This window comes from Methylomonas sp. EFPC1, assembly GCF_016925515.1.
GTDB classification, from domain to species: domain Bacteria; phylum Pseudomonadota; class Gammaproteobacteria; order Methylococcales; family Methylomonadaceae; genus Methylomonas; species Methylomonas defluvii.
Genome location: NZ_CP070494.1, coordinates 3,184,845 through 3,205,143 on the forward strand (window position 1 = coordinate 3,184,845; position 20,299 = coordinate 3,205,143).

The 20,299-nt window shown below is 51.4% G+C and carries 22 protein-coding genes; 10 read left to right on the forward strand and 12 right to left on the reverse strand.

What is annotated here, in order from left to right; genetic code table 11:
- The first annotated feature begins 18 nt into the window (after positions 1–18).
- A complete protein-coding gene (locus JWZ98_RS14720; protein ID WP_101055320.1) occupies positions 19–717 on the forward strand; it encodes a response regulator in 699 nt (232 codons plus the stop codon).
- A gap of 40 nt (positions 718–757) precedes the next feature.
- Here JWZ98_RS14720 and JWZ98_RS14725 read toward each other — a convergent pair whose 3' ends face one another.
- The 6 genes from JWZ98_RS14725 to JWZ98_RS14750 all read right to left on the reverse strand — a co-directional run bounded on the left by JWZ98_RS14725 (position 758) and on the right by JWZ98_RS14750 (position 5,939).
- Positions 758–1,645: a GGDEF domain-containing protein gene (locus tag JWZ98_RS14725; RefSeq protein WP_033155275.1), complete on the reverse strand. Its 888-nt coding sequence runs from the start codon at positions 1,643–1,645 to the stop codon at positions 758–760.
- Positions 1,646–1,812: 167 nt separating this feature from the next.
- Complete coding sequence (gene sufT, locus JWZ98_RS14730) at positions 1,813–2,361, reverse strand: putative Fe-S cluster assembly protein SufT (RefSeq protein ID WP_033155276.1); 549 nt, start codon at positions 2,359–2,361, stop codon at positions 1,813–1,815.
- A 7-nt stretch (positions 2,362–2,368) separates the two neighbouring features.
- Entirely contained in the window at positions 2,369–3,097 is a 729-nt protein-coding gene (locus JWZ98_RS14735) for an SDR family NAD(P)-dependent oxidoreductase (protein ID WP_205450669.1), read from the reverse strand.
- The gene (locus JWZ98_RS14740) at positions 3,088–3,759 is read right to left on the reverse strand and encodes an HAD-IA family hydrolase (RefSeq protein WP_205450670.1); all 672 of its coding nucleotides are present in this window, start codon (positions 3,757–3,759) and stop codon (positions 3,088–3,090) included. The genes JWZ98_RS14735 and JWZ98_RS14740 overlap by 10 nt, the downstream gene beginning before the upstream one ends.
- Before the next feature lie 7 nt (positions 3,760–3,766).
- Positions 3,767–4,474, reverse strand: a complete 708-nt coding sequence (ubiG, locus tag JWZ98_RS14745; protein WP_205450671.1) for a bifunctional 2-polyprenyl-6-hydroxyphenol methylase/3-demethylubiquinol 3-O-methyltransferase UbiG — start codon at positions 4,472–4,474, stop codon at positions 3,767–3,769.
- A gap of 142 nt (positions 4,475–4,616) precedes the next feature.
- On the reverse strand, positions 4,617–5,939 hold the full coding sequence (locus tag JWZ98_RS14750) for a TRZ/ATZ family hydrolase (protein WP_205450672.1): 1,323 nt from the start codon (positions 5,937–5,939) through the stop codon (positions 4,617–4,619).
- A 401-nt stretch (positions 5,940–6,340) separates the two neighbouring features.
- On the opposite strand from JWZ98_RS14750, the gene mtnA reads away from it, so the two are divergent.
- From mtnA to JWZ98_RS14765, 3 genes are all read left to right on the forward strand, one after another.
- Positions 6,341–7,378, forward strand: a complete 1,038-nt coding sequence (gene mtnA, locus JWZ98_RS14755) for an S-methyl-5-thioribose-1-phosphate isomerase (protein ID WP_205450673.1) — start codon at positions 6,341–6,343, stop codon at positions 7,376–7,378.
- Complete coding sequence (gene cysZ / locus JWZ98_RS14760) at positions 7,372–8,115, forward strand: sulfate transporter CysZ (RefSeq protein ID WP_205450674.1); 744 nt, start codon at positions 7,372–7,374, stop codon at positions 8,113–8,115. The genes mtnA and cysZ overlap by 7 nt, the downstream gene beginning before the upstream one ends.
- Before the next feature lie 757 nt (positions 8,116–8,872).
- A complete protein-coding gene (locus JWZ98_RS14765; RefSeq protein WP_205450675.1) occupies positions 8,873–9,250 on the forward strand; it encodes an HNH endonuclease in 378 nt (125 codons plus the stop codon).
- Here the strand turns inward: JWZ98_RS14765 and JWZ98_RS14770 are convergent.
- The gene (locus JWZ98_RS14770; protein WP_205450279.1) at positions 9,247–10,314 is read right to left on the reverse strand and encodes an IS630 family transposase; all 1,068 of its coding nucleotides are present in this window, start codon (positions 10,312–10,314) and stop codon (positions 9,247–9,249) included. The genes JWZ98_RS14765 and JWZ98_RS14770 overlap by 4 nt on opposite strands.
- Before the next feature lie 262 nt (positions 10,315–10,576).
- Between JWZ98_RS14770 and JWZ98_RS14775 the strand changes: the two genes are divergently transcribed.
- Complete coding sequence (locus JWZ98_RS14775) at positions 10,577–11,125, forward strand: hypothetical protein (RefSeq protein WP_205450676.1); 549 nt, start codon at positions 10,577–10,579, stop codon at positions 11,123–11,125.
- 297 nt (positions 11,126–11,422) lie between these two features.
- On the opposite strand, the gene JWZ98_RS14780 is transcribed toward JWZ98_RS14775, so the two are convergent.
- Complete coding sequence (locus tag JWZ98_RS14780) at positions 11,423–13,822, reverse strand: TonB-dependent receptor (protein WP_240348001.1); 2,400 nt, start codon at positions 13,820–13,822, stop codon at positions 11,423–11,425.
- A 420-nt stretch (positions 13,823–14,242) separates the two neighbouring features.
- Here JWZ98_RS14780 and JWZ98_RS14785 point away from each other — a divergent pair, with 420 nt between their 5' ends.
- Positions 14,243–14,449: a DUF1289 domain-containing protein gene (locus tag JWZ98_RS14785; RefSeq protein ID WP_033155285.1), complete on the forward strand. Its 207-nt coding sequence runs from the start codon at positions 14,243–14,245 to the stop codon at positions 14,447–14,449.
- Positions 14,450–14,547: 98 nt separating this feature from the next.
- Here JWZ98_RS14785 and JWZ98_RS14790 read toward each other — a convergent pair whose 3' ends face one another.
- Positions 14,548–15,108 (reverse strand): hypothetical protein, encoded by a 561-nt coding sequence (locus JWZ98_RS14790; protein ID WP_033155286.1) that lies wholly within the window; start codon positions 15,106–15,108, stop codon positions 14,548–14,550.
- Positions 15,109–15,120: 12 nt separating this feature from the next.
- Positions 15,121–15,579: a hypothetical protein gene (locus tag JWZ98_RS14795; protein WP_101055302.1), complete on the reverse strand. Its 459-nt coding sequence runs from the start codon at positions 15,577–15,579 to the stop codon at positions 15,121–15,123.
- Positions 15,580–15,899: 320 nt separating this feature from the next.
- Here JWZ98_RS14795 and JWZ98_RS14800 point away from each other — a divergent pair, with 320 nt between their 5' ends.
- Complete coding sequence (locus JWZ98_RS14800) at positions 15,900–16,862, forward strand: AraC family transcriptional regulator (protein ID WP_205450678.1); 963 nt, start codon at positions 15,900–15,902, stop codon at positions 16,860–16,862.
- A gap of 121 nt (positions 16,863–16,983) precedes the next feature.
- The gene (locus JWZ98_RS14805) at positions 16,984–18,405 is read left to right on the forward strand and encodes an Nramp family divalent metal transporter (protein ID WP_240348002.1); all 1,422 of its coding nucleotides are present in this window, start codon (positions 16,984–16,986) and stop codon (positions 18,403–18,405) included.
- Positions 18,406–18,414: 9 nt separating this feature from the next.
- On the opposite strand, the gene JWZ98_RS14810 is transcribed toward JWZ98_RS14805, so the two are convergent.
- Positions 18,415–18,813, reverse strand: coding sequence for a type II toxin-antitoxin system VapC family toxin (locus JWZ98_RS14810; RefSeq protein WP_033155289.1), 399 nt, complete (start codon positions 18,811–18,813; stop codon positions 18,415–18,417).
- Positions 18,813–19,055, reverse strand: coding sequence for a DUF2281 domain-containing protein (locus JWZ98_RS14815; RefSeq protein ID WP_033155290.1), 243 nt, complete (start codon positions 19,053–19,055; stop codon positions 18,813–18,815). Before JWZ98_RS14815 ends, JWZ98_RS14810 begins: the two co-directional genes overlap by 1 nt.
- Before the next feature lie 296 nt (positions 19,056–19,351).
- Between JWZ98_RS14815 and JWZ98_RS14820 the strand changes: the two genes are divergently transcribed.
- Together JWZ98_RS14820 and JWZ98_RS14825 are read left to right on the forward strand one after the other, a co-directional pair.
- Complete coding sequence (locus JWZ98_RS14820) at positions 19,352–19,624, forward strand: type II toxin-antitoxin system ParD family antitoxin (RefSeq protein WP_205450679.1); 273 nt, start codon at positions 19,352–19,354, stop codon at positions 19,622–19,624.
- A 15-nt stretch (positions 19,625–19,639) separates the two neighbouring features.
- Entirely contained in the window at positions 19,640–19,879 is a 240-nt protein-coding gene (locus tag JWZ98_RS14825) for a type II toxin-antitoxin system RelE/ParE family toxin (protein ID WP_205450680.1), read from the forward strand.
- The last annotated feature ends 420 nt before the right edge of the window (positions 19,880–20,299 follow it).

The window sequence follows — 20,299 nt, forward strand, 5'->3', positions numbered from 1 at the left end:
TCCCACTGGATTTTGGCCATGGCTAAAACGCATCCCGTTATTATCGTGATCGAAGACGATCCACCGATCCGGCGCTTTTTGCGTACCAGTCTGGCGACGCACGACTTTGCGGTATTCGAAGCCGAGACCGGCAAACAAGGCCTGATTGAAGCCGGCGTGCGTAAACCGGATTTGCTGATTCTGGATTTAGGCTTGCCGGATATGGATGGCGTCGAGGTGATCAAGAGTGTGCGCGGCTGGTCGGCCATGCCTATCATCGTGCTGTCGGCGCGCAGTAACGAACAGCAAAAAATCGACGCCTTGGACGCTGGCGCGGACGATTACCTAACCAAGCCGTTTGGATTTGGCGAGCTGTTGGCGCGCATACGGGTGGCTTTGCGGCATGCCAGCCGACCGGCGGAACATGCTCAGGACGAGGTGTTTGTCGTTGATGCACTGAAAGTGGATTTGCGCAATCGGGTAGTCAGCGTCGATGGCAACGACATTCATCTGACGCCGATTCAATACCGCTTGCTCTGCGTGCTGATCAAGCATGCCGGCAAAGTTTTGACGCATCAGCAAATTTTGAAGGAAGTGTGGGGGCCGTCGTATCAGGAAAATCCGCATTACTTGCGGATTTACATGAGCCAATTGCGGCAAAAGCTGGAAAGCGATCCGACTCAGCCGAAATATTTGCTGACCGAGTCGGGTGTGGGCTATCGCTTTAAAGTGGGTTAAGCGACTATCGCCGTCTGATGGCCGCAGTGCGAAAACCGAATCAATATCCCACTTCTACCCGGTTTCTACCGCGTTGTTTGGCTTGATACATCGCGGCGTCGGCCCGTTTGAGCAAGAATTCCGGGCTATCGCTACCTTTTAAGGCTGCAACTCCCAAACTGGCGGTCAGATTCAACACGTCCATGCCATAAGCCAAAGTGTGCGATTCAATATCTGCGCGGATGCGCTCGCCTATCACCATCGCACCGTCGATGTCGGTATCGCTCAGCAAAATCACAAACTCTTCGCCGCCGTAACGAAACACCGCGTCGCTGCCGCGCACACTGTCTTTCAACCAGCCGGCCAATGACGACAAAGCCAAATCGCCGCAAGCATGCCCGTAATCGTCGTTGATATGCTTGAAGTGATCGACATCCACAAAAATCACCGACAAATGCTGCGAATTACGATGCGCACGTTTGATTTCGCGCAGCAAACAGTCGTTAAACGCGGTGCGGTTATTGGTTTTGGTTAAAGGGTCGGTGAATGCCATTTTCAATGCTTGCTGAAACAAGGTGGCATTTCTTAGTGGGTAAATCAGGCAACACAACAGGCTTTCCAGCATTTTTAATTCGTCTTTGCTGAAGCGATTGCTACGGGTTAGTTTCAACTCGCCCAGCTGCTGCTCTTCGACTTTTAGGGCATAGCTGCAAGAGTGGCGGGCCATCACGCCGCGTTTGAATTCCAAATCGAAATCTTCGTTGATGTATTCAAAGCCGTTATGCGGAATGGTATTTTGAATTTTGTCGCAGAAAATGGCGATCAACTCGTTGAATTCCAATGAAGTCTGCAAAGCACTACTGATATCGTAGTGATGCAAATTGACAGCGGTTGACGCTTCAAAGGTTTTATTACTGACTATCGCTAAATCGGCTGCTTTATCTCTCATGACGGTTCCCCGAGTCTTGAATCAAACTTCAAGGAGAATAAAGCCAAGAGCGTGCCAATTATTTTATATTTATAAAATACAATGACTTAAACACAAACAACCGCAGTTTTCTTCAGCAAGCGGCAATTTTCCGCCGCTTAGCTGCCGCCGCCTCCCTTTGCCGACTTTTAAAACAAACCCAACTGTACTTGCGCGACTTCCGACATCATTTCCCGCGACCAGGGCGGATCTAACACCACTTCGACATCAACCGAACTGACGCCGGGCAAGGCGCGGATGCATTTTTCCACGTCGCTTTGGATGACCGGACCCATGCCGCATCCGGGCGCGGTCAAGGTCATCTGAATATGCACATCGTTGCCACCATCGGCGTTAGGCTTGGCGCTGCAATGGTAAACCAAACCCAAATCGACGATGTTGACAGGGATTTCCGGGTCGTAGACGGTTTTCATCACTTCCCAACAGTTCTTTTCCACCGCCTTGCTGTCGGTTTCCGACACTAGGGTATGCAAATGCTGGGTTTCCTTGCCCAAGGCATCGGCGTCAATCCCGGCGATCCGTACCATATGGCCGTAATCGGTGACCACGGTGTAGTTGCTGCCCAAAGCCTGATGGATGGTGACTTCCTGACCTTTACTCAAGGTGCCGTGGTTGCCGTCCGGGATGGTGACGATGTTGACGTCGCGGGTTAAAAATACAACTTCTCTGTCTGCCATAAGTTTCTTAAGGTTTAAAAGTTTGGGCGTCAATAATTTGACCGGTCTTGCCGATACTGGCGTCGCTGAATAAGTAAACATACAGCGGGTCCAGGCTGTTCATACTTGGCAGCCTGGTTTTATCTTCGGCCGGGAAAGCTTTCTTCCGCAAAGGTGAATCCACCGGTCCCGGTACCAAAGTATTAACACGGATTTTTCCTGCTGCTTCCAGTTCCGCGGCCAAAATCCCGGCAAGACCTTCCAGCGCAATTTTCGCTACGCCGTAAGCACCGGAATAAGCCTGGACTTTACGCGCCGAGGAATCGGAAATAAACACGATGGAAGCATGCTCACTACGTTGCAGCAAGGGCAACAACACCCTGCATAACAAAAAAGGCGCACTGAGATTGACGTTTAAGGCATGCCCCCAATCCTTGGTTTTATAATTGGCAATGGGGCTGTAGGCGCTAAACTCCACCGCAGCGTGCAATACGCCATGCAAAGCACCATAGCGTTGCGCTATTGCCTCTGCCATTTCTTCGTATTGCGCTTCGCTGGCACCGGCTAAATCGAAGGGATACATCACCGGTTCAGGGCCGCCGGCAGCGACAATGGCATCGTAGACTTTTTCCAGCTTGGGAATGCTTTTATCCAGCAGAATAACTTGCGCGCCCTGCCCGGCTAAAGCCAGGGCAGCCGTACCGCCCAGACCGCCGCCGGCACCGGTGATAAGTAGAACCTTATTGCTTAATGACATAAATTAGCGTGTATCCATTCCATCAATTGTGGCGGTTGTTCAATTAAGGCGTCTGCACCCCAGGTGTGAGGCTGATCATCGCTTTGCAAATAGCCATATATCGCCGCCAAAGTTTTCATATTTGCGCGCTTGCCGGCAGTGATGTCGTGCGCGGCATCGCCGATGTAGACGCAGTTCTCCGGCGATACCCCAGCTTGCCTACAGGCGGCCAGCATGGGTTCAGGATGCGGCTTGCTGTTGGCTGTAGTGTCGCCGCTGATGATGCAGGCGGCCCGCTCACTGAGTTGCATAGCATCCATCAAGGGCACAGTAAAACGGGATTTTTTATTGGTGACTACGCCCCACTTCAAACCCAGTTGTTCTATCGCTTCCAAACTATCGGCAATACCCTGAAAAAAGCGACTGTGTTCGGCAATATTCTGTTCGTAGCTGTCCAGCATGAACGCCAGCATGCGTTGCGCCAAGCTGTCGTCCACGCTCACGCAGTGCTTGATCATTGGCATGGCGCCATGGGAAATGAAGGGGCGCACGGACTCTGTCGGCGCTTCCGAAAAGCCATGGGCAAGCAGCGTCTTGTTCAAGCAGGCAATCAAATCCGGTGCGGTATCGACCAAGGTACCGTCGAGATCAAACAATACGCAATCCAGTTTAAATCCGGTCATGCTCGTTTTACTCAGGACGCTGAAACGCAGCGATGTAATTGACGCCGATGTCGTTACCCAAACTAAAACGCTTGCTGAATGGGCTGTATTCGATACCGACCATCCCTTGTAACTCAAGCCCTACGCGTCTGGCCATCTGTCCCAGTTCGGAAGGTTTGATAAAGGTTTTATAGTCGTGCGTACCTTTGGGCACCATTTTCAGCACATGCTCGGCCGCGACGATCGCCAACAACCAAGCTTTCGGCACCCTATTCAAGGTGGAAAAAAACACCATGCCGCCGGGCTTAACCAGCGTCGCACAGGCAGCAATGATGGAAGCGGGATCGGGTACGTGCTCCAGCATTTCCATACAGGTGACATGGTCGAAACCGGCCGGCTGTTCCTCGGCAAGCTGTTCGGCGCTGATTTTCCGGTAACTGGCGTTGACGCCGGTTTCCAGGCCATGTAAATCGGCAATATCCAGCAAGTCTTCGCTTAAATCGACACCCAAGGCATCCGCACCGGCTTTCGCTAAACCTTCGGTAAGAATCCCGCCGCCGCAACCGACATCCACTACCCGCTTGCCTTGCAAATCGGCGTATTGCTGAATGAACTGCAAGCGCAAAGGATTGACGTCGTGCAAGGTTTTAAACTCGCCGTTCGGGTCCCACCAACGCTCGGCCTGCGAACCGAATTTATGAATTTCATGGGGATGTACGTTTTCTTTCGCTGTCATAATGCCAACCTGTTCATGAGGCTATAGTTTACTGTATTACTAGGTTATTCGTCATGCGCCAACTTCCGGCCCTGTTTTTGAACTCAGTGCAACGGCTTAAATGGCCTATAGCACGGCTTCTGGGCGGCAAATAAAATAGCGGCTAATTCGATGGACGTTCTTGTAAGCGTTCTTGCCAAAGCGTGACTTTTTGTCGTAGCGCCGGGACATCAAACGAGGTCAATTCGCGCTTGCGCAGTAATTGTTTACCGTTAACCCAGACATCGGTGACTTGGTGCCGACCGGCGGCATAGACGATCTGCGCCAGCGGATTGAACAAGGGTTGAGTTTCCAGTTCGCTTAAATCTATGGCCACCACGTCGGCAGCTTTACCGATAACCAGTGAACCGATTTCAGCGTCCAAACCCAAGGCCTTGGCGCCGTTAATAGTCGCCATTTCCAACGCTGTCGTCGCCGACACCGCGCTGGCATCGCCTGCTACCCCCTTACCCAGCAAGGCTGCAGTACGCATTTCCGACAGCATATCCAGATCGTTATTGCTGGCGGCACCGTCGGTGCCCAAGGCCACATTGATACCCGCAGCCAGACACGCCGCCACCGGACAAAAGCCGCTGGCCAGTTTCAAATTGGATTCCGGGCAATGCACGATGTGGCCGCCGGTTTCCGCGTAAAGTTGGATGTCCTCGCTGGACAATTGCGTCATATGCACCGCGATAAACGATGGCGTCAGCAAACCCAGTTCATGTAAACGCTGTAGCGGCGTTTGGCCGTTTTTACTTTTTTGCTCGTCGACTTCGTGCGCGGTTTCGTGTAGGTGCATGTGCACGGTCAGATTCATCTCGTCGGCGTAGGTGATGACATTACGCAACGGTCCGTCCGACACGGTGTATGGCGCGTGCGGCGCAAACGAGGTGCTGATCAAAGTTTCGTGCCGGAGTTGCTCGTGCAGCGCCAAACCCTTGGTCAGATAGGCGTCCGCGTTTTCCGCCCAGACGGTCGGAAAATCGAACACGATCAAACCGATATTGGCGCGTATGCCGTGTTGCATGGCTTGCTGCGCGACGATTTCCGGAAAAAAATACATGTCATTAAAACAAGTCGTGCCGCAACGCAGCATCTCGGCAATCGCCAGATCGGTGCCATCTCTGACAAACGCTTCGCTGACCCATTTTTGTTCGGCCGGCCAGATATGGTTTTGCAGCCAATCCATTAAATGCAGATCGTCGGCAATTCCGCGCAGCAAGGACATCGCGGCGTGGGTATGGCAGTTAATCAAACCCGGAATCAGCGCATGCTGATCCAGCACTTCGAGCTGTCGGGCTTGGTACTTTGACATGGCCTGCTCGGTCGGTAACAAATCGACAATTCTGCCGTCATCTATCACAAGACTGGCATGCTCATGGATTGCGGAGGCCGGCTCTACCGGTATTATCCAACGGGCTTGAATGAGAAGGTCGACCAGCATGGGTTCTCCCGATATGCAAAGCGGCGATTATACCTCGTTAGCCGGCTTGCTCGCCTGCGGAGAACAGCGCAGGCCGCCACCCACTCCGACCCACACCCCAATTTAATTTTGCTGAACGTCATGATGCCGGAATGGGACGGGGGCACTGTACTGTCTCGCCTGCGCGAAAACCCAGCGCCCCGCCGTTGTATTTACACGGATCGCAGCCAACGGGAAGTCAATATCCCCCGGCAGTAAGTGCAAAAACACCTTAAAATAGCACTCGTACAACGGACTACCGCCGCATCTGATTTGCCTTTTCAACGCAAATTGGCCGCGCTTTTACCTCAAGCGCATAGGGAAAAGTAGCAGTTGCCGGGCATTTCATAACCTCCTCAAATATAGATTTAGACGAAATCATCATGACTACAACGCAAAAACTTTCCGTACAAGCCTTGCAATGGAGCGGACACAGCCTGAAAGTGCTGGACCAGCGCTTGCTGCCGGAAACCATCGCCTACGACGAATACAACGATGCCGCCGGCGTTACCGAGGCCATTGCCTCGATGCGGGTGCGCGGCGCCCCGGCCATAGGCATCGCCGCGGCTTACGGCGTGGTGTTATCGGCGATACAACATTATCCGAACGGCGATTGGCAATCTGCTGTAGAACAAGACATTCAGCAACTCGCCGCCTCCCGGCCGACGGCGGTAAACCTATTCTGGGCGCTGGATAAAATGCGCGGCCTGCTGGCGCAAAATCCGCCGGAACCTGTCGTCGCATTGACTCAATTGGCCGAGCAAATCCACGCCGAAGACATCGCTGCCAACCACGCGATGGGCGAACGCGGCGCGGATGTCATCGGCAATGCTAAGGCGGTGCTAACGCATTGCAATGCCGGCGCCTTAGCCACCGGCGGATACGGTACCGCACTGGGCGTGATTCGCAGTTTGCACAAGCGCGGTCAATTGCAAAACGTCTACGCCGACGAAACTCGGCCTTGGCTGCAAGGCGCGCGCTTGACGGTGTGGGAATTGGCGCAAGACGGCATCCCGGCTACGCTGATCGCCGATTCGGCGGCGGCCTGGCTGATGAAATCCGGCAAAATCGACTGGATCATCGTCGGCGCCGACCGCATCGCCGCCAACGGCGACGTCGCCAACAAGATTGGCACCTATTCGCTGGCGGTATTGGCCAAACAGCACGGGGTAAAAATGATGGTGGCCGCGCCCTCTTCCACTTTCGATTTCAGCATGGAAAACGGCGACAGCATTGAAATCGAACAACGCAATCCCAAAGAATTGCTTCCAGATTGTTACTTAGAAAAAGGCTCGTTGGTGAACGCCTGGAACCCGGTATTCGACGTCACCCCAGCCGCCCTGATTAGCGCCATCGTCACCGAACGCGGCGTGGTTATCGACCCCGGTCTGCACGGGGTAAGGAGTTTGGCACCATGTTAAATATACCGCGCGGCAATAACCCTGTCTTTGCGCTGAACTGCTTGTGGCAGGGCGTGAAAATGCTCACCCACCCCGAACTGCGCAAATACCTGTTGATACCCTTGTTCATCAATATGGTGTTGTACACCGGCGCTTTCGTGCTGGGCTACCATTCGGTATCGGCTTTGATTCATTCCTTTATCCCGGACTGGTTGTCCTGGCTGAATTGGATTTTATGGCCGCTGTTTTTTATCAGCTTTTTGGTAATCGGCTTCTTTACCTTCACGCTGTTTGCCAATCTGATCGCCGCGCCGTATTACAGCCAGCTAGCCGCTAAGACGCTGCAACTGATCAGCGGCGGCAGCGTGGTCAAAGCCGAACTGCCTTGGGATAAGGTGTTTTTCGGCGAACTGCGGCGGGTCGGCTATCTGTTGCTGCGCGTCTTGCCCTTGCTGCTGCTGTTTTTGATTCCGGTCGTCAATCTGATCGCACCCTTTATCTGGGCGGTATTTGCCGCCTGGGGCATCGCGATGGAATTTTTAGCCTACCCGCTGGAAGAACGCGGCCTGCCGTTTCCGGAACAGAAACAATTCATGCAGCAGACCCGTTGGGGCGTATTAAGCTTCGGCGGCCTGACCGGCCTGGGGCTGACCTTGCCTATCGTCAATTTGTTGATGGGCCAGGCGGCGGTGATAGGCGCGACGATTTATGTGTACCGTTTAGCCGAAGCGCAATCTTCCGAGCCGCAATCGGCCTAATCTCGGCCACCAACTACCCCGGCCTAAACCGGGATAGTATGTAGGGCGGATAAGCGTAGCGTCATCCGCCAAATCGGTTAAACTCTTTTCATGCCAAACTATCGGCGCAATCGCATTCCTGGTGGCACCTATTTTTTCACCGTCAACCTGCTCGAACGGAAATCGATGCTGTTGATCGACCATATTGTAGCGTTACGGGAAGCGGTACGAGTGGTACGGGAAAAGCAGCCATTTTACTTGTGCCCTATGGGTATATCGATGCCTGGGTGGTTTTGCCTGATCATATGCATGCGATTTGGACATTACCGGCCGGTGACGATCTATATTCCAACCGATGGCGGGCGATAAAAAGCCTTTTCGAAAGCAATCCCTAAAACCGAATATCGTTCAGCAACCAGAATAAAGCGCCACGAGCGTGGCATATGGCAACGCCGTTTTTGGGAGCATACCATTATCGATGACGCCGGCTATTCGGCACATATGGATTATATTCATCATAATCCGGTCAAGCATGGTTGGGCGACAGCGGTTAAAGATTGGCCGTATTCAAGTTTTCACCGCTTGGTCAAGATGGATGTTTATCCATTAAATTGGGCAGGGTTAGATTTGGCACCGTTCGAGGTGGGCGAACCGGATAATTGATGCATTAACGGCGGATGACGCTTTGCTTATCCGCCCTACGGTCCTGGCCTGCGCTTTCATTTGGTTACCTATGTAAAACGGCAACAGCCCCTAGTTAGCGCTAAATTAAATTCATATGCCAAATAATCGCAAAGATAGACTAAGTAAAAAGTTTGATGGTGAATGCCGAGCATGCGGAGCTACTGGCGTTCCTCTCGAGATCCACTACATTGTCCCTTTGTCTTCTGGTGGCACGGATGATGAAAGTAATCTCACTTTGTTATGTCCAAACTGCAATCGAACTATCGCAAACCGTCAATTTACTGAAATTGAGTTTAATCATTACCTTTCGAGAATACTGGACAACTCTAATGCGTTTCATGATATTCGCATGGAGGAGAGGCTATCGCGTGAAAAACCATTTCGGGCGGATATTACAGCAAAATCTCAAGATGGAAAAAGTTGGCTGATTGAGTGCAAAAATGCATCAGCATTTACCCCAGCTAGTGCTTAATTCCGTAAGTTAGCGATAGTATTTCGTAATTGCGCACCGCGGACCTCGCGTTTCCGCCATCGAAAAGGTGTAGCCGTTGGATTGTAAGCGGCAATAAAGTCTTCAATCGCTTGCCGCAGGGCTGCGATGTTTTGGAAACTGGCGCCGCGTAAAGCTTTGCGCGACAGGATGCCAAACCAGATTTCCACCTGATTCAGCCAACTGGCTGAGGTGGGCGTAAAGTGGAAATGGACATTCGGATGCTGAGCCAGCCAGGCGTCGCATTTTTTGTGGGTACAGTAATTGTCCAGAATCACATGCAACTCTTGGCCAGCCGGCGTCTCGGCAACAATCGTGTCCATGAACCCGAGAAAATCTTCACGCCGCTTCGTTTCGGTTATCTGGGCGATGATGTTACCGGTTGCGACCTGCAGAGCTGCAAACAAATTCAGTGTCCCATGACGCTTATAGGTGCTCTGGAATCCGCGCGCGATCTTGCCACTGTCGGTTTCAACGTACCCGGTCATTCGTTCCAGCGCTTGGATACTGGGTTTTTCGTCGACACTGATGACTAAGGCATTCTCGGGCGGACTCAAATACAAGCCAACAATGTCCGCCGCCTTTACCGCAAATTCTTTGTCGGTACTGACGCACCAGGATCGCTGTCGTTGCAGACAAATCCCTTCCTTACGGAGCACGCGCCAAACCGCGTAAACCGAACTATCCAGGGCCCTAGCTACAGCGGGACCATCCCAGACGGCTTGTCCCTTTGGCGGTGGCAGTTCAAGGATTGCCAAGACACGCTGTCGAAAATGCTCATCATACGTCTTCGGTGCGCCCGGCCGAGGTTCGTCTGACAGCCCCAAAAGCCCCTGAGCCATAAAGCGGTTTCGCCACTTGATGACTGTATTGGCTCGCGTTCGGCATTGCGCGGCAACCGCTTGGACTTGCGCGCCATCCAGACAGCCCAGAATCATTCGGGCTCGCTCGACCATTCGAGCTTCTTCCGTTCGGCTCGCTGCGCGCCGCTCTAACTCTGCCCGTACTTCCGCGGAACACTCAATTTTTGGGGCTACTCGTGACATCCCTACAAGATTACATTATTAGCGCTTAATAACGCAACTAAGCACTAGACTTCATCAGGCCATAAATCAAATCAAAGCCTATAAGGAGGTAACATCCTTCGACTACTACGTTCTTGCCTTTCCTGGCCTTTTGTCTGAAGAACAAAAGGCCGCACTTAGCTCCCATCGAATTGTTCATTGGGATGCACATGAATTGGCAATACGTTTCCAAAACGAAATCAGGAGTACTAGGCATCCCATATTTCAAATGCTCCTGTCCTCAATGACTCCGTCTCCCAAAAAGACTACGGAGGAAGAATTTATAGAAAAGTTAAAGACATGTCAGCCAGGTAAAGATTACTGGTCAGACTATCAAAAGCTTGTTGGTCAAATTTTAGAGCATTTATTTTGTCCGCCACTTGAAGCTCCCATTTCAGAATCTGCAGACCAAGATAAAATTAATCGTCGCGACTGGATACTTCCAAACTACTCTGATCAAGGATTTTGGAATTTTCTAAGAATTAAATATTCGGCTGATTATATTGTTGTAGATGCAAAGAACTACAAAGGGGCAATCTCTAAGAATCAAGTATTACAGATTGCAAATTACCTTAAAACTCATGGTGCCGGCATGTTCGCCATTATTGTTACAAGAGCAGGCGCAAATAAAAGTGCCGACCTAACCATAAGAGAACAATGGATGGCTAACAAAAAAATGATACTGGTTTTGAATGATGAAGATATCAAGGCAATGCTTTTGGCAAAGTCGGTCGGCGGTGAACCTGAGAAAGTAATCGGGCAGACTATTGAGCGATTTAGGCTATCGATGTGAGTACAAATGCGCTAACAATTGGCTCAAAGGGGCGCGCTCCGCGCCCCTTAGCCAGGTGTTAAACAAGCAATTTATGACACAAACCGGGCATTCAGAAGTCAACAGCGAAGGTCGAAAATTGGCCGAGACTTGCCCCACCCCAAACTCACAAAAGCACCATGCATGCCGCAAAGATGAATACCGATTAAGGCTAAAAGCCCGCGATTTTCCAATCATTGTGTCAAAACCCGCCTGGGTCGTGACACAACAATCAAATAGCTTCGTTCAATCAATTTTCACTGATTCTCACACCCGGTATCAGAACTTGATCGTCAAGCCCACAAACGCCGAGCGGCCCATGCCAGCGATGTTTCTGCCCCAGGGCACGGTGACGTTGGCCGGCGCGGTCGGATTCATGCCATAGCGGTCGCCCAAATAAGCACCAGCCAAGGGATGGTAATACTGCTTATCCAGCACGTTATCCAGACCCACATCAAAACGCACTTTACCCCACTCGTAGCCGGTTCTGGCGTTCAGCAGAATGTAGGAAGCGGTCTCGGTCTCGTTACGGATGGCCTGCACATCGTCTTTGCCATCGACAAACTGCATTTCTATCGCGCTTTGCCAGTCATGCAGGCGGTGGTCCAGGCTCAGTTTCATGTTGAACGGCATCATGTGATACAGATTGCCGCCGTCCATGCGCTCGCCGCGCACATAACTCATCGTGGTGTGGGTCGCAAATTCGCCGACGGTTGGATCTTTATAAATCCGCGCCCGACCGGACACATCCATCCCCCACAGCCGAGCATCGTGATTGGCGTATTGCAAATAGACGAAGCTGTTAGTAGCGGTTTGCGGCGTGGCTTTGCAACCGCTGGCCGCCGCCGTCGAGGCACTGACGCAGCGGTCGGCGTCGATGAAGTTATTGACGTAAGTGAAATACGGCGTCGCGTTGATCTCCCACAGATTGTTTTTCGGTTCGTGGAATGCGGCGGTCAAGCTGACGGTATGCGCAGTTTCCTCGGTCAAATCCATACTGCCGACATAGCCGTTGCCGTCGCCATGCCAGCCTATCATCGCCATATCCATATTGCGCGCACCCCAAACATAGCGCTCGTACAAATTAGGCGCGCGGTTTTTGCGTGCGTAACCCAATTCGTATTGGCTCATGTCGTTAGGGGTGAACTGCACCAGGGCCGTCACATCGAAGGTGTCGTTGCTGCGCTCGCGGTCGCGGGCGTTGAAAGCATTAGCCGCATTGAGCGCCGTAATCGCCCCGGCTCTATCCACCGTACGTGTCGGACCGGTGTTGATTAAATCGGGGTTATAGGGCTGGACAGCGCCAGTGTTGGTGGTGGTGTGGTCGTACCTTAGACCCAACAAGCTACGCCATTTGGAATCCCAATTGGCTTCCCACTCGCCGAAAAATCCCACCCGGTCGCGTTCGCCATTGTTGATATTCAAATACGCTTCCGGCGCCATCATCCAGTAAGCGCTACGGGCGTCGGTATTGTTGGCGGCAATGCTGGTATTGGTGTGTACCGCCGGCCAATAATCGTTGATCTTGTTGCTGTGATATTCGTTGCCGACGCGGAAGGTGTCGCGCTTGTTGAACGGAATTTCCGCTTGGATTTTATAACCCAGATTGCGGCCGCGGGTTTCCATCGGCATCTGATCGTTGGGCGGCGCGAACGAGCCGCCGCTGACGGTACCGTCGAGAAACTGGCTGTGCTTGTCCTCGCCAATATCCATGCTGTGCTGCGTGCTTTCGAAATAGAATTTGCTCTCCAGAGAACCCCAATCGAAACTGCCTTTGTGCATGATGTTGCCGAAGATGCTGTCGTTATTGGTCAAGTCCATCCGTTGATTCGGAAAACCCTGGAACGGTATATGCTGCTGACCGCCGCGGATCACGACCAAGTGCTTGTTGGTTTTGAAGGATAAGGCCGCCGAATGGTTTTGATTTTCGTACGCGGTGGATTTGACGATCTGGCCGTTGCCGTCGTTGTAATTCATGCTTTCGGTGTGCGAGCCGGTATAGTCCAGCCGCACGTTTTGTGTCGCCAAGCCGGCGGCGATACTGCCGCCGAAGGCATCGCCGTTGCTGCGATAAAACGACGACACGCTGCCGTCCAGCAAAATATCCTTGCCCGGCTCGGCAAACACCGGATCGGGCGTTTGCACGGAAATCGTGCCGCCGATACTGTCGCCGCCCAAGCTCACCGGCGTCACCCCGGTCAAAATGGTGATCTTGCCGATATTGCTGCGGTCAATATATGACAACGGCGGATTCATATGATTGGCGCACGCCGAGGTCAGCGTCATACCATTGATGTCGATTTTCACCCGATCATCGTTCAAACCGTGTATCACCGGCAAGCTGGAGACGCCGCCGGCGCCGTATAAACTCACCCCCGGCGTGTCTTCCAGCAATTTGGCGGTATCGCTGACCGCCGCGCGCTTGCTGGTGAGAATATCCGCTTCCATGTCTGAAGCATTTAACGCTTTTACCCCTGGAAACTTGTCGGTGACGATGACTTTTTCCAGTACCACTTCATCAGCCAGGGAGTTTTCGATTGTGTCATCAGCGCTAACCGCCGAGCTAAAGCCGAGAGGCAGCATGCCAGTCGCCAACAAACCCAATAAGCCGAGACCTGTTGTTACTGACGAGGGGACGTGCCGGACCGTTTGTTGATTGTCTGTGCAGATTTTTTTCATAATTCGCCTTTCGAAAGTCAAAAATAACGTCAATTTGCTATTGCTCCCTACCAAGATCATCAAGACTTTTCGGCCCTTGAAACCATCAAAAAAGCTGGAATTCTGTGAAATGTCGAAACAGTTTTTATGATTGACTACAGCCGGAAGCCTGAAGCGGTCAATTAGCTATAACAAATTAAAGCAAACTATATTGTAATATTAGAATTATTTAATTCAAGTTATTGAACTATGTTATTTAACTTAATATTTGATGAATTTCAATAACTTATGCTGCCATGACCACAGTAATCAAAACAACGTAAACAGCAATTTGCCAAACATCAGAATCGAAAGACCCAATGTTAGCGTTAAGTTTTGCGGTAACTCACTGCCGCCACTTACAATAATCTTCATTTAGCCATTAACCTTTGAGAACACTCTATGAAATACCAACCTTGTATCGACCAATGCACATCCGAAGGCACCCACTGCGGCGGTTGCGGCAGATCGCACCAGGAAATCACCGACACCAAAAAATTGGTGACATCGGTCGTGGAGTTTATCCGGGAGCATGACTACGAAAATCCCGAAGACTTTGTGGAACGGATCAGCAAAAGCATTTTGAAAAAGCTGCAAAAAACCGCCTGACCGTTGCGAATTGATTGCGCCCCACTTCAACAAGAAACGATCATTAAAAAAAACGCCCTTAACGGGCGTTTTTGCTAACCAAGCCTTGCAACCGGCTATCAAGCTTTGCGCTGCTTCATACCGATAAACCCGGCCAGCATCGATCCAAACAACCAAACTGCGCCAGGAACCGGCACGGCGGCTGGCGTTACCGACACCAATTCGTAGCTGTAAGATGTTGCATTGTTGGCTTTATCGAATACCGCGCCGCCGAAACCGCCAAAGCCCATGCCGCTGTAATAATCAAAGCCAGTGGTGCCAAAGTAATTGGTGGCAATCAGTTCTTGTTGCGCGCCGTTAATCTCGTCGCCGAGATACGGGCTGTTGAGGTTGTAGACCATCGCCGACAAATCAGCCAGGTTATGAGTAAACGCAGCGACGATAGAGTTACCCGAGAACGACAAAGAAAACGCCGAGATTTCATTGAAATTCATCCCGAAATTGGCGCTTCCCACGTTAATTTGCCCGGAGTGATTGGCGTCATTCACGGTAAAACTACCGGAAATGGTCGCCCCGTCGTCAAAACCGGTTTGCACAAAATTGTAAACCGCCGCGTTAGCGCCGGGCGCCAATAATGCGGCCGCAACCGCCAAGGCCAGCTTTATAGATTTAGTTGTCATAATCAGCAGGCCTTATTGCGCGGGTGTGGAGGGCAGGAACGGGGAAAAACGGGTGCCGGAGGAGGTGCCCAATAAGCCGAAATTATTGGTCCATTGCCCGATAAACGATTGTTTGTCCGGGGTAAATTGCAAATCAAAGAATGATTGCACGGTGACGTTCGGCGCCGGCGAAAAATCTAATTGTGCCACGGCCGAGCAATCGGTGTTCATGGTGGCGGTACCGCTGACCGGGCCGGCGAAACCAGGGGTAATCACTCCGCTTTGCGTGGTAGTGAATGCGCATGAACCGCCAACTACGCCGTTAAGAACCGTAATTTCACAACGTCCGGTATGCAGATTAGCCAGCGCTACGCTGTTTTGATACAGCACATAGCTGCCGTTCAAATTAGCGGCGCTACAACCTGGTGCGGCTTGAACTTGTGTAGATAGTCCCAGCGTTGCGGCTAACAGCAGGTATTTATAGTTTTTCATCGTGTCCTCTCGAAAATCTTGATAGTTATTTTGTGATTGGCGAATTACCCCTAATCATTCCTGCTGATTGCGGTTCCGCGCAATCTGAGGCTTAAGTAGGGAAGCAACCCAAAACTACCTATCAATCCCTATGCCACCGATTTAGTAAAACATATAAAACAACAAGATAAGAGAAAACACGCATCCAATTCGTCCGGTAAAGCAGACCGATTCAAACCGATTTATGCTAAAAATTAGTGTTATGTCACAAATTATTGTAAAAGTAAGTCGTATGCCCAAAAGAGGTGGGCAAATTTTCCAGGCCAAGGACATTTCACGACATGACCAACAGAAAAAAGGCAGGATACAAAAGGCTGCACAGTGACGAATTATCTATGCAACCCGGTCAGCAACAACATTGCTGGCGTCAATCCTTACCTTCGCAGCTTGGCGAGGGCAGATCGCTAATTTTTCAGCTCGATCCGTCCCTGAGTTACATAGAAACGACCTATCACCCCCTGCACGATCTGGCGATCACCAGCAAAATCGATTTCGGCGAACCACGCCTGGTAGTAACGCTTGGGATAACCGGTCACACCCGCTTCATCGGCAGCGACAAGCAGGAGCTGACATTCAGCGCAGGCCATACCACGATTACCAGTTTCGACAGCAGTCACGGCGAACGCCGGTACCAAGCAAATCAGCCTATAAAGCAACTGCGTTTTTCAATCGGCAAGCGCTGGATGGACCGTTATTTGGGCGAAAACGAATCGGCATTTTTCTTCCGGAACAATGCCTTGCAACTGTTAAGCAGCCGGCCAAGCCACACTCAAAGCATGATTTCTGCCCGGCAATTACTGGGATGCGACCTCAGCGCCCCTTTAGCACCGCTAACATTAAACGGCCATGTCATGACGATACTGGCTAGAGAACTTAACGGACTGTGCCGACCTGAAAAATACGCTTATTCCAGATTCGACCGAGCCAGCCGGCACATGGCTGACCAAGCTCGAGAGATCCTCGAACTACATTACCAAGATCCACCCTCACTGGAAAACCTGGCAAAAACCCTGGGCATCACTCCATTCAAGTTAAAAAATCTGTTCCAACATTATTTTAATAATTCTCCTTATGGCGTAGTGACCGAGATCAGAATGCAGCATGCTTATCGCGCATTGGCGTCGACTAGGCAACCCGTCAGCTTGGTGGCAGAGATGGTGGGTTACAGGCACACCAGCAACTTCAGCCTGGCTTTTAGTAAACATTTTGGCGTCTCACCCAAACAAATTTCCAAGAAACGCTGAAAACCCCTGGTTTTCCCATTTCCACCAGTAACATCCACCCTATTGTTAACCGGATTTGCCAAATCCAAGCAAATTTGCGGAAATGGCGGCTTTTCCAACAAAGCTTTCATTTTTGCAAACCATGAACAATACCGACTTGCAATCCCTCCCCCGCCAAAGTGTCCCAGCCTTCCCCGGTTGGTGGGCGGCGCTTGGGCCCGGCGTGGTGTGGATGGCGCTAGCGCAAGGCAGCGGCGAGTTGATCTGGTGGCCTTACATGATTGCCAAATATGGCCTGACCTTTTTATGGCTGCTGGTCCCGGCCTGTTTGCTGCAATATCCGTTGAACCTGGAAATTGGCCGTTACACCATGCTGACCGGCGAAAGCATTTTCCACGGATTTATTCGTTTGCATCGCGGCTTTGGGATTTTTTTATGGCTTTTGATGACCGTGTCGTTCTTGTGGTTCGGGGCGTTTGCGTCGGCCGGCGGCACGGCAATGGCGGAACTGACCCACTGGCCGGAAGGCTGGACGCAACGCGGGCAAAGCCTGTTTTGGGGCTACACCTCGATTGCGGTGTTCGTGACGGCCATTCTCGCCAGCGGCGTGGTGTACACCTTAATAGAACGCTTCATGAAACTGGTCGCGGTGGTCACCGTGGTCGGGCTGTTATCCGCATGCTTGCAAAGCGATGTGTTAAAGGCGTTGCCGGAATTCAGCATGGGCCTGCTCGGCCCGGTCGGCGACATGCCGCGCGCTTGGGATAGCGGCGATGCCAGCAAATTACTAACGGCTATCACCTTCGCCGGCTTGGGTGGCTTCTGGATTTTGTTTTATTCCTACTGGTTACGCGACAAAGGCGCGGGCATGGCCGGCCTGGTGGGCCGCATCACCGGCTTGGGAGGTGCAGAAGAAGCGGTATTGAGCGACGGCTTCCTGCCCGCCGACGAAGCGGAAAGCGCGAAAAACTGGTCGACCTGGCGGCGATTTTTAAGCGCGGACATATTGGTTGGGATTGTCGGCAATCTACTCACCACGCTGATGACCTGCCTGCTGGCTTATGCGCTGTTGTTTCCGAAAGGTTTGCTGCCGCAGGAATACGAACTGGCAGTGGTGCAAAGCCAGTTTTTTGCAGTGAGTTGGGGCGAGATCGGCCGCTTACTGTTTTTGGTGGTGGCGGCCGCGTTTTTAACCGACACCTGGCTGACCACCGCCGACGCGGTCAGCCGTATCCAGACCGATATTATTTTGACCCTGTTCCCGAAAAGCCGCCGTCTGCCGGCCCGGCGCTGGTATTACATTTTTTTGGGCTTGCTGACGCTCATCACCTCGCTGACCATGCAACTCGACGCCCCCGGCCCGCTAATTTTAACCAGCGCGATCATCGGCTTCGGCGGCACCATCATGTTCCCGGTGGCGTTGTATCTGATCAACCACAAAATGCTGCCGCCGCACTTACCGGCATGGGCCAGGCCTAAAGGTAAGCCGTGGCTGTTGGGTTTAAGCTTTGTGGTGTATTTGCTGTTGGCATTGTTGTATTTAAAAGCCAGCCTTAAACTTTGAGCCGGTTCGTCACGACAGCCAATCCTCTAATTTGAGACCCGGCACCCGCTGAAATTCCCGGGTATTATTCGTTATAACCGTTAAGTCATTGGCAACAGCGATAGCAGCAATCTGCAAATCATACGGGCCTATGGGTGTCCCTTGACTAGCCAAAAAGGCCCGAATCTCACCAAAGCGCTGTGTTGCCGGGCCTGCAAAGGGTAAGCTTGGTACCCATTCTAATAACGTAAGCAGGCGGGAGCGATTTTGTTCTTGCCGAACGCTTTTTGCCACACCGAACCACAACTCCGCTTCGACAGGCGCACACAGTTTTAATGATGTCCTACCTACGTGACGAACATGATTAAGCAAGTTTGGATTTTCCTTCAACAGTGCAATTGCAGCATTGGTATCCAATAAGTAAGCCATCAGTCCCAAGTCTCTCTGAGTGTGTCAGTTCCTAAATCGGCATCACTAATATCATCCGGAAAATCTTCGCTTAAACCACCAGCCAATGCAGCCAGAAAGGCCGCTGTATCGTTCTTCTGCTCTGTTTGCGGCTGATCCATTGAATAACGTTGCTCCAGAAACTCGATAAAATCCAAGGCTTCGCGAGCAGCCGATTCCGGGAGATTTAAACTGTGTTTATAAATAGTTTCGGCTAGGTTCATTGGTTATTTCCTGAGCTAAGTCGGTATCACGTCTAAGAATATCCTATCCGCCAGTACTGGCAGCTACAAGCCTAAACCTATAACGTAAATTCGTAAGAAGCACAAAGGGAATTTGCTAAAACGCGATCTATTGAGGGCTTGGTAGTATTCGCACCATCCAAACTTGCGAGGAATTAGCGTATGGATCTAGCCAACAGAGCTTAGGTTGCAGACCAAAACCCAAAGCCGGTAGATGCTCAAGAATCATTTGCAGATAGTGTGAAACATTACTACCATCATCGCTGGAGGTAATAAATATGGCCAACGTCGAAAAAATATCTATCGCTTTAACACCCGAAATGGCGACTATATTGCGGCAATGTGTTGAAAGCGGTGAATACGCCAGTTCCAGCGAACTCATTCGTGAAGCATTGCGTGACTGGAAAACTAAACGGTTGTTGCAACAAAGTGAACTTCAAGAACTGAAAAGTCTTTGGCAGACAGGTATTGATAGCGGCTCTGGAAAATTTACCGATATGGATGCCATTAAGATGGAGGCCAGAAAACGCCTTGCATCATCCACTAAATAGTACGGCAAACTATCCATGGGTAGCGTCCAGCGTACTGCTCAATCGGAAGAAGATTTAATTGAGATATGGCTCTACATTGCCCAAGACAATCCTCCTGCGGCTGATAGAGTATTGGATGATATGGAACAACGTTTCATCATGCTGGCAGACAATCCCCAGATGGGTCGTTACCGTCCGGATATTGCACCCGAGCTACGGTATTTTATATCGGGCAAATACCTTATCCTTTACAGAACCCTAACCGATGGCGTGTAGATAGTTCGCGTCATTCATGGCGCCAGGGATTTACCCAACGTGATCTAATCGCCAATGCACATTGGTGTAGCGTTATGGCTTTTAGCCTTGTGCGTAAGGTATTGAGACTCGCGCACAAAGCTTTACGCTATCCTCGCCAGACATTAAAGCTTGCGCGTGAACATAAATAGCCTTGCGAATTAAGCTCAAAGCCTAGCGCGCAAGGCAACTAAGCTTGCGCACGCGGTGTTTAGCTATCCTCGCGAGGCTTTTAGGCTTGCGAGCGGACCACCATAACCTTGCGAATCGAGCTAAAAGCCTTGCGTTCAAGGCAACTAAAGCTTGCGCACGCAGTCATTTGCTATCCTTGCCAGGCATTTAAGCTTGGGAACGAGCCACCATAGCCTTGCGAATCAAGCTAAAAGCCTTGCGGCCAAGGCA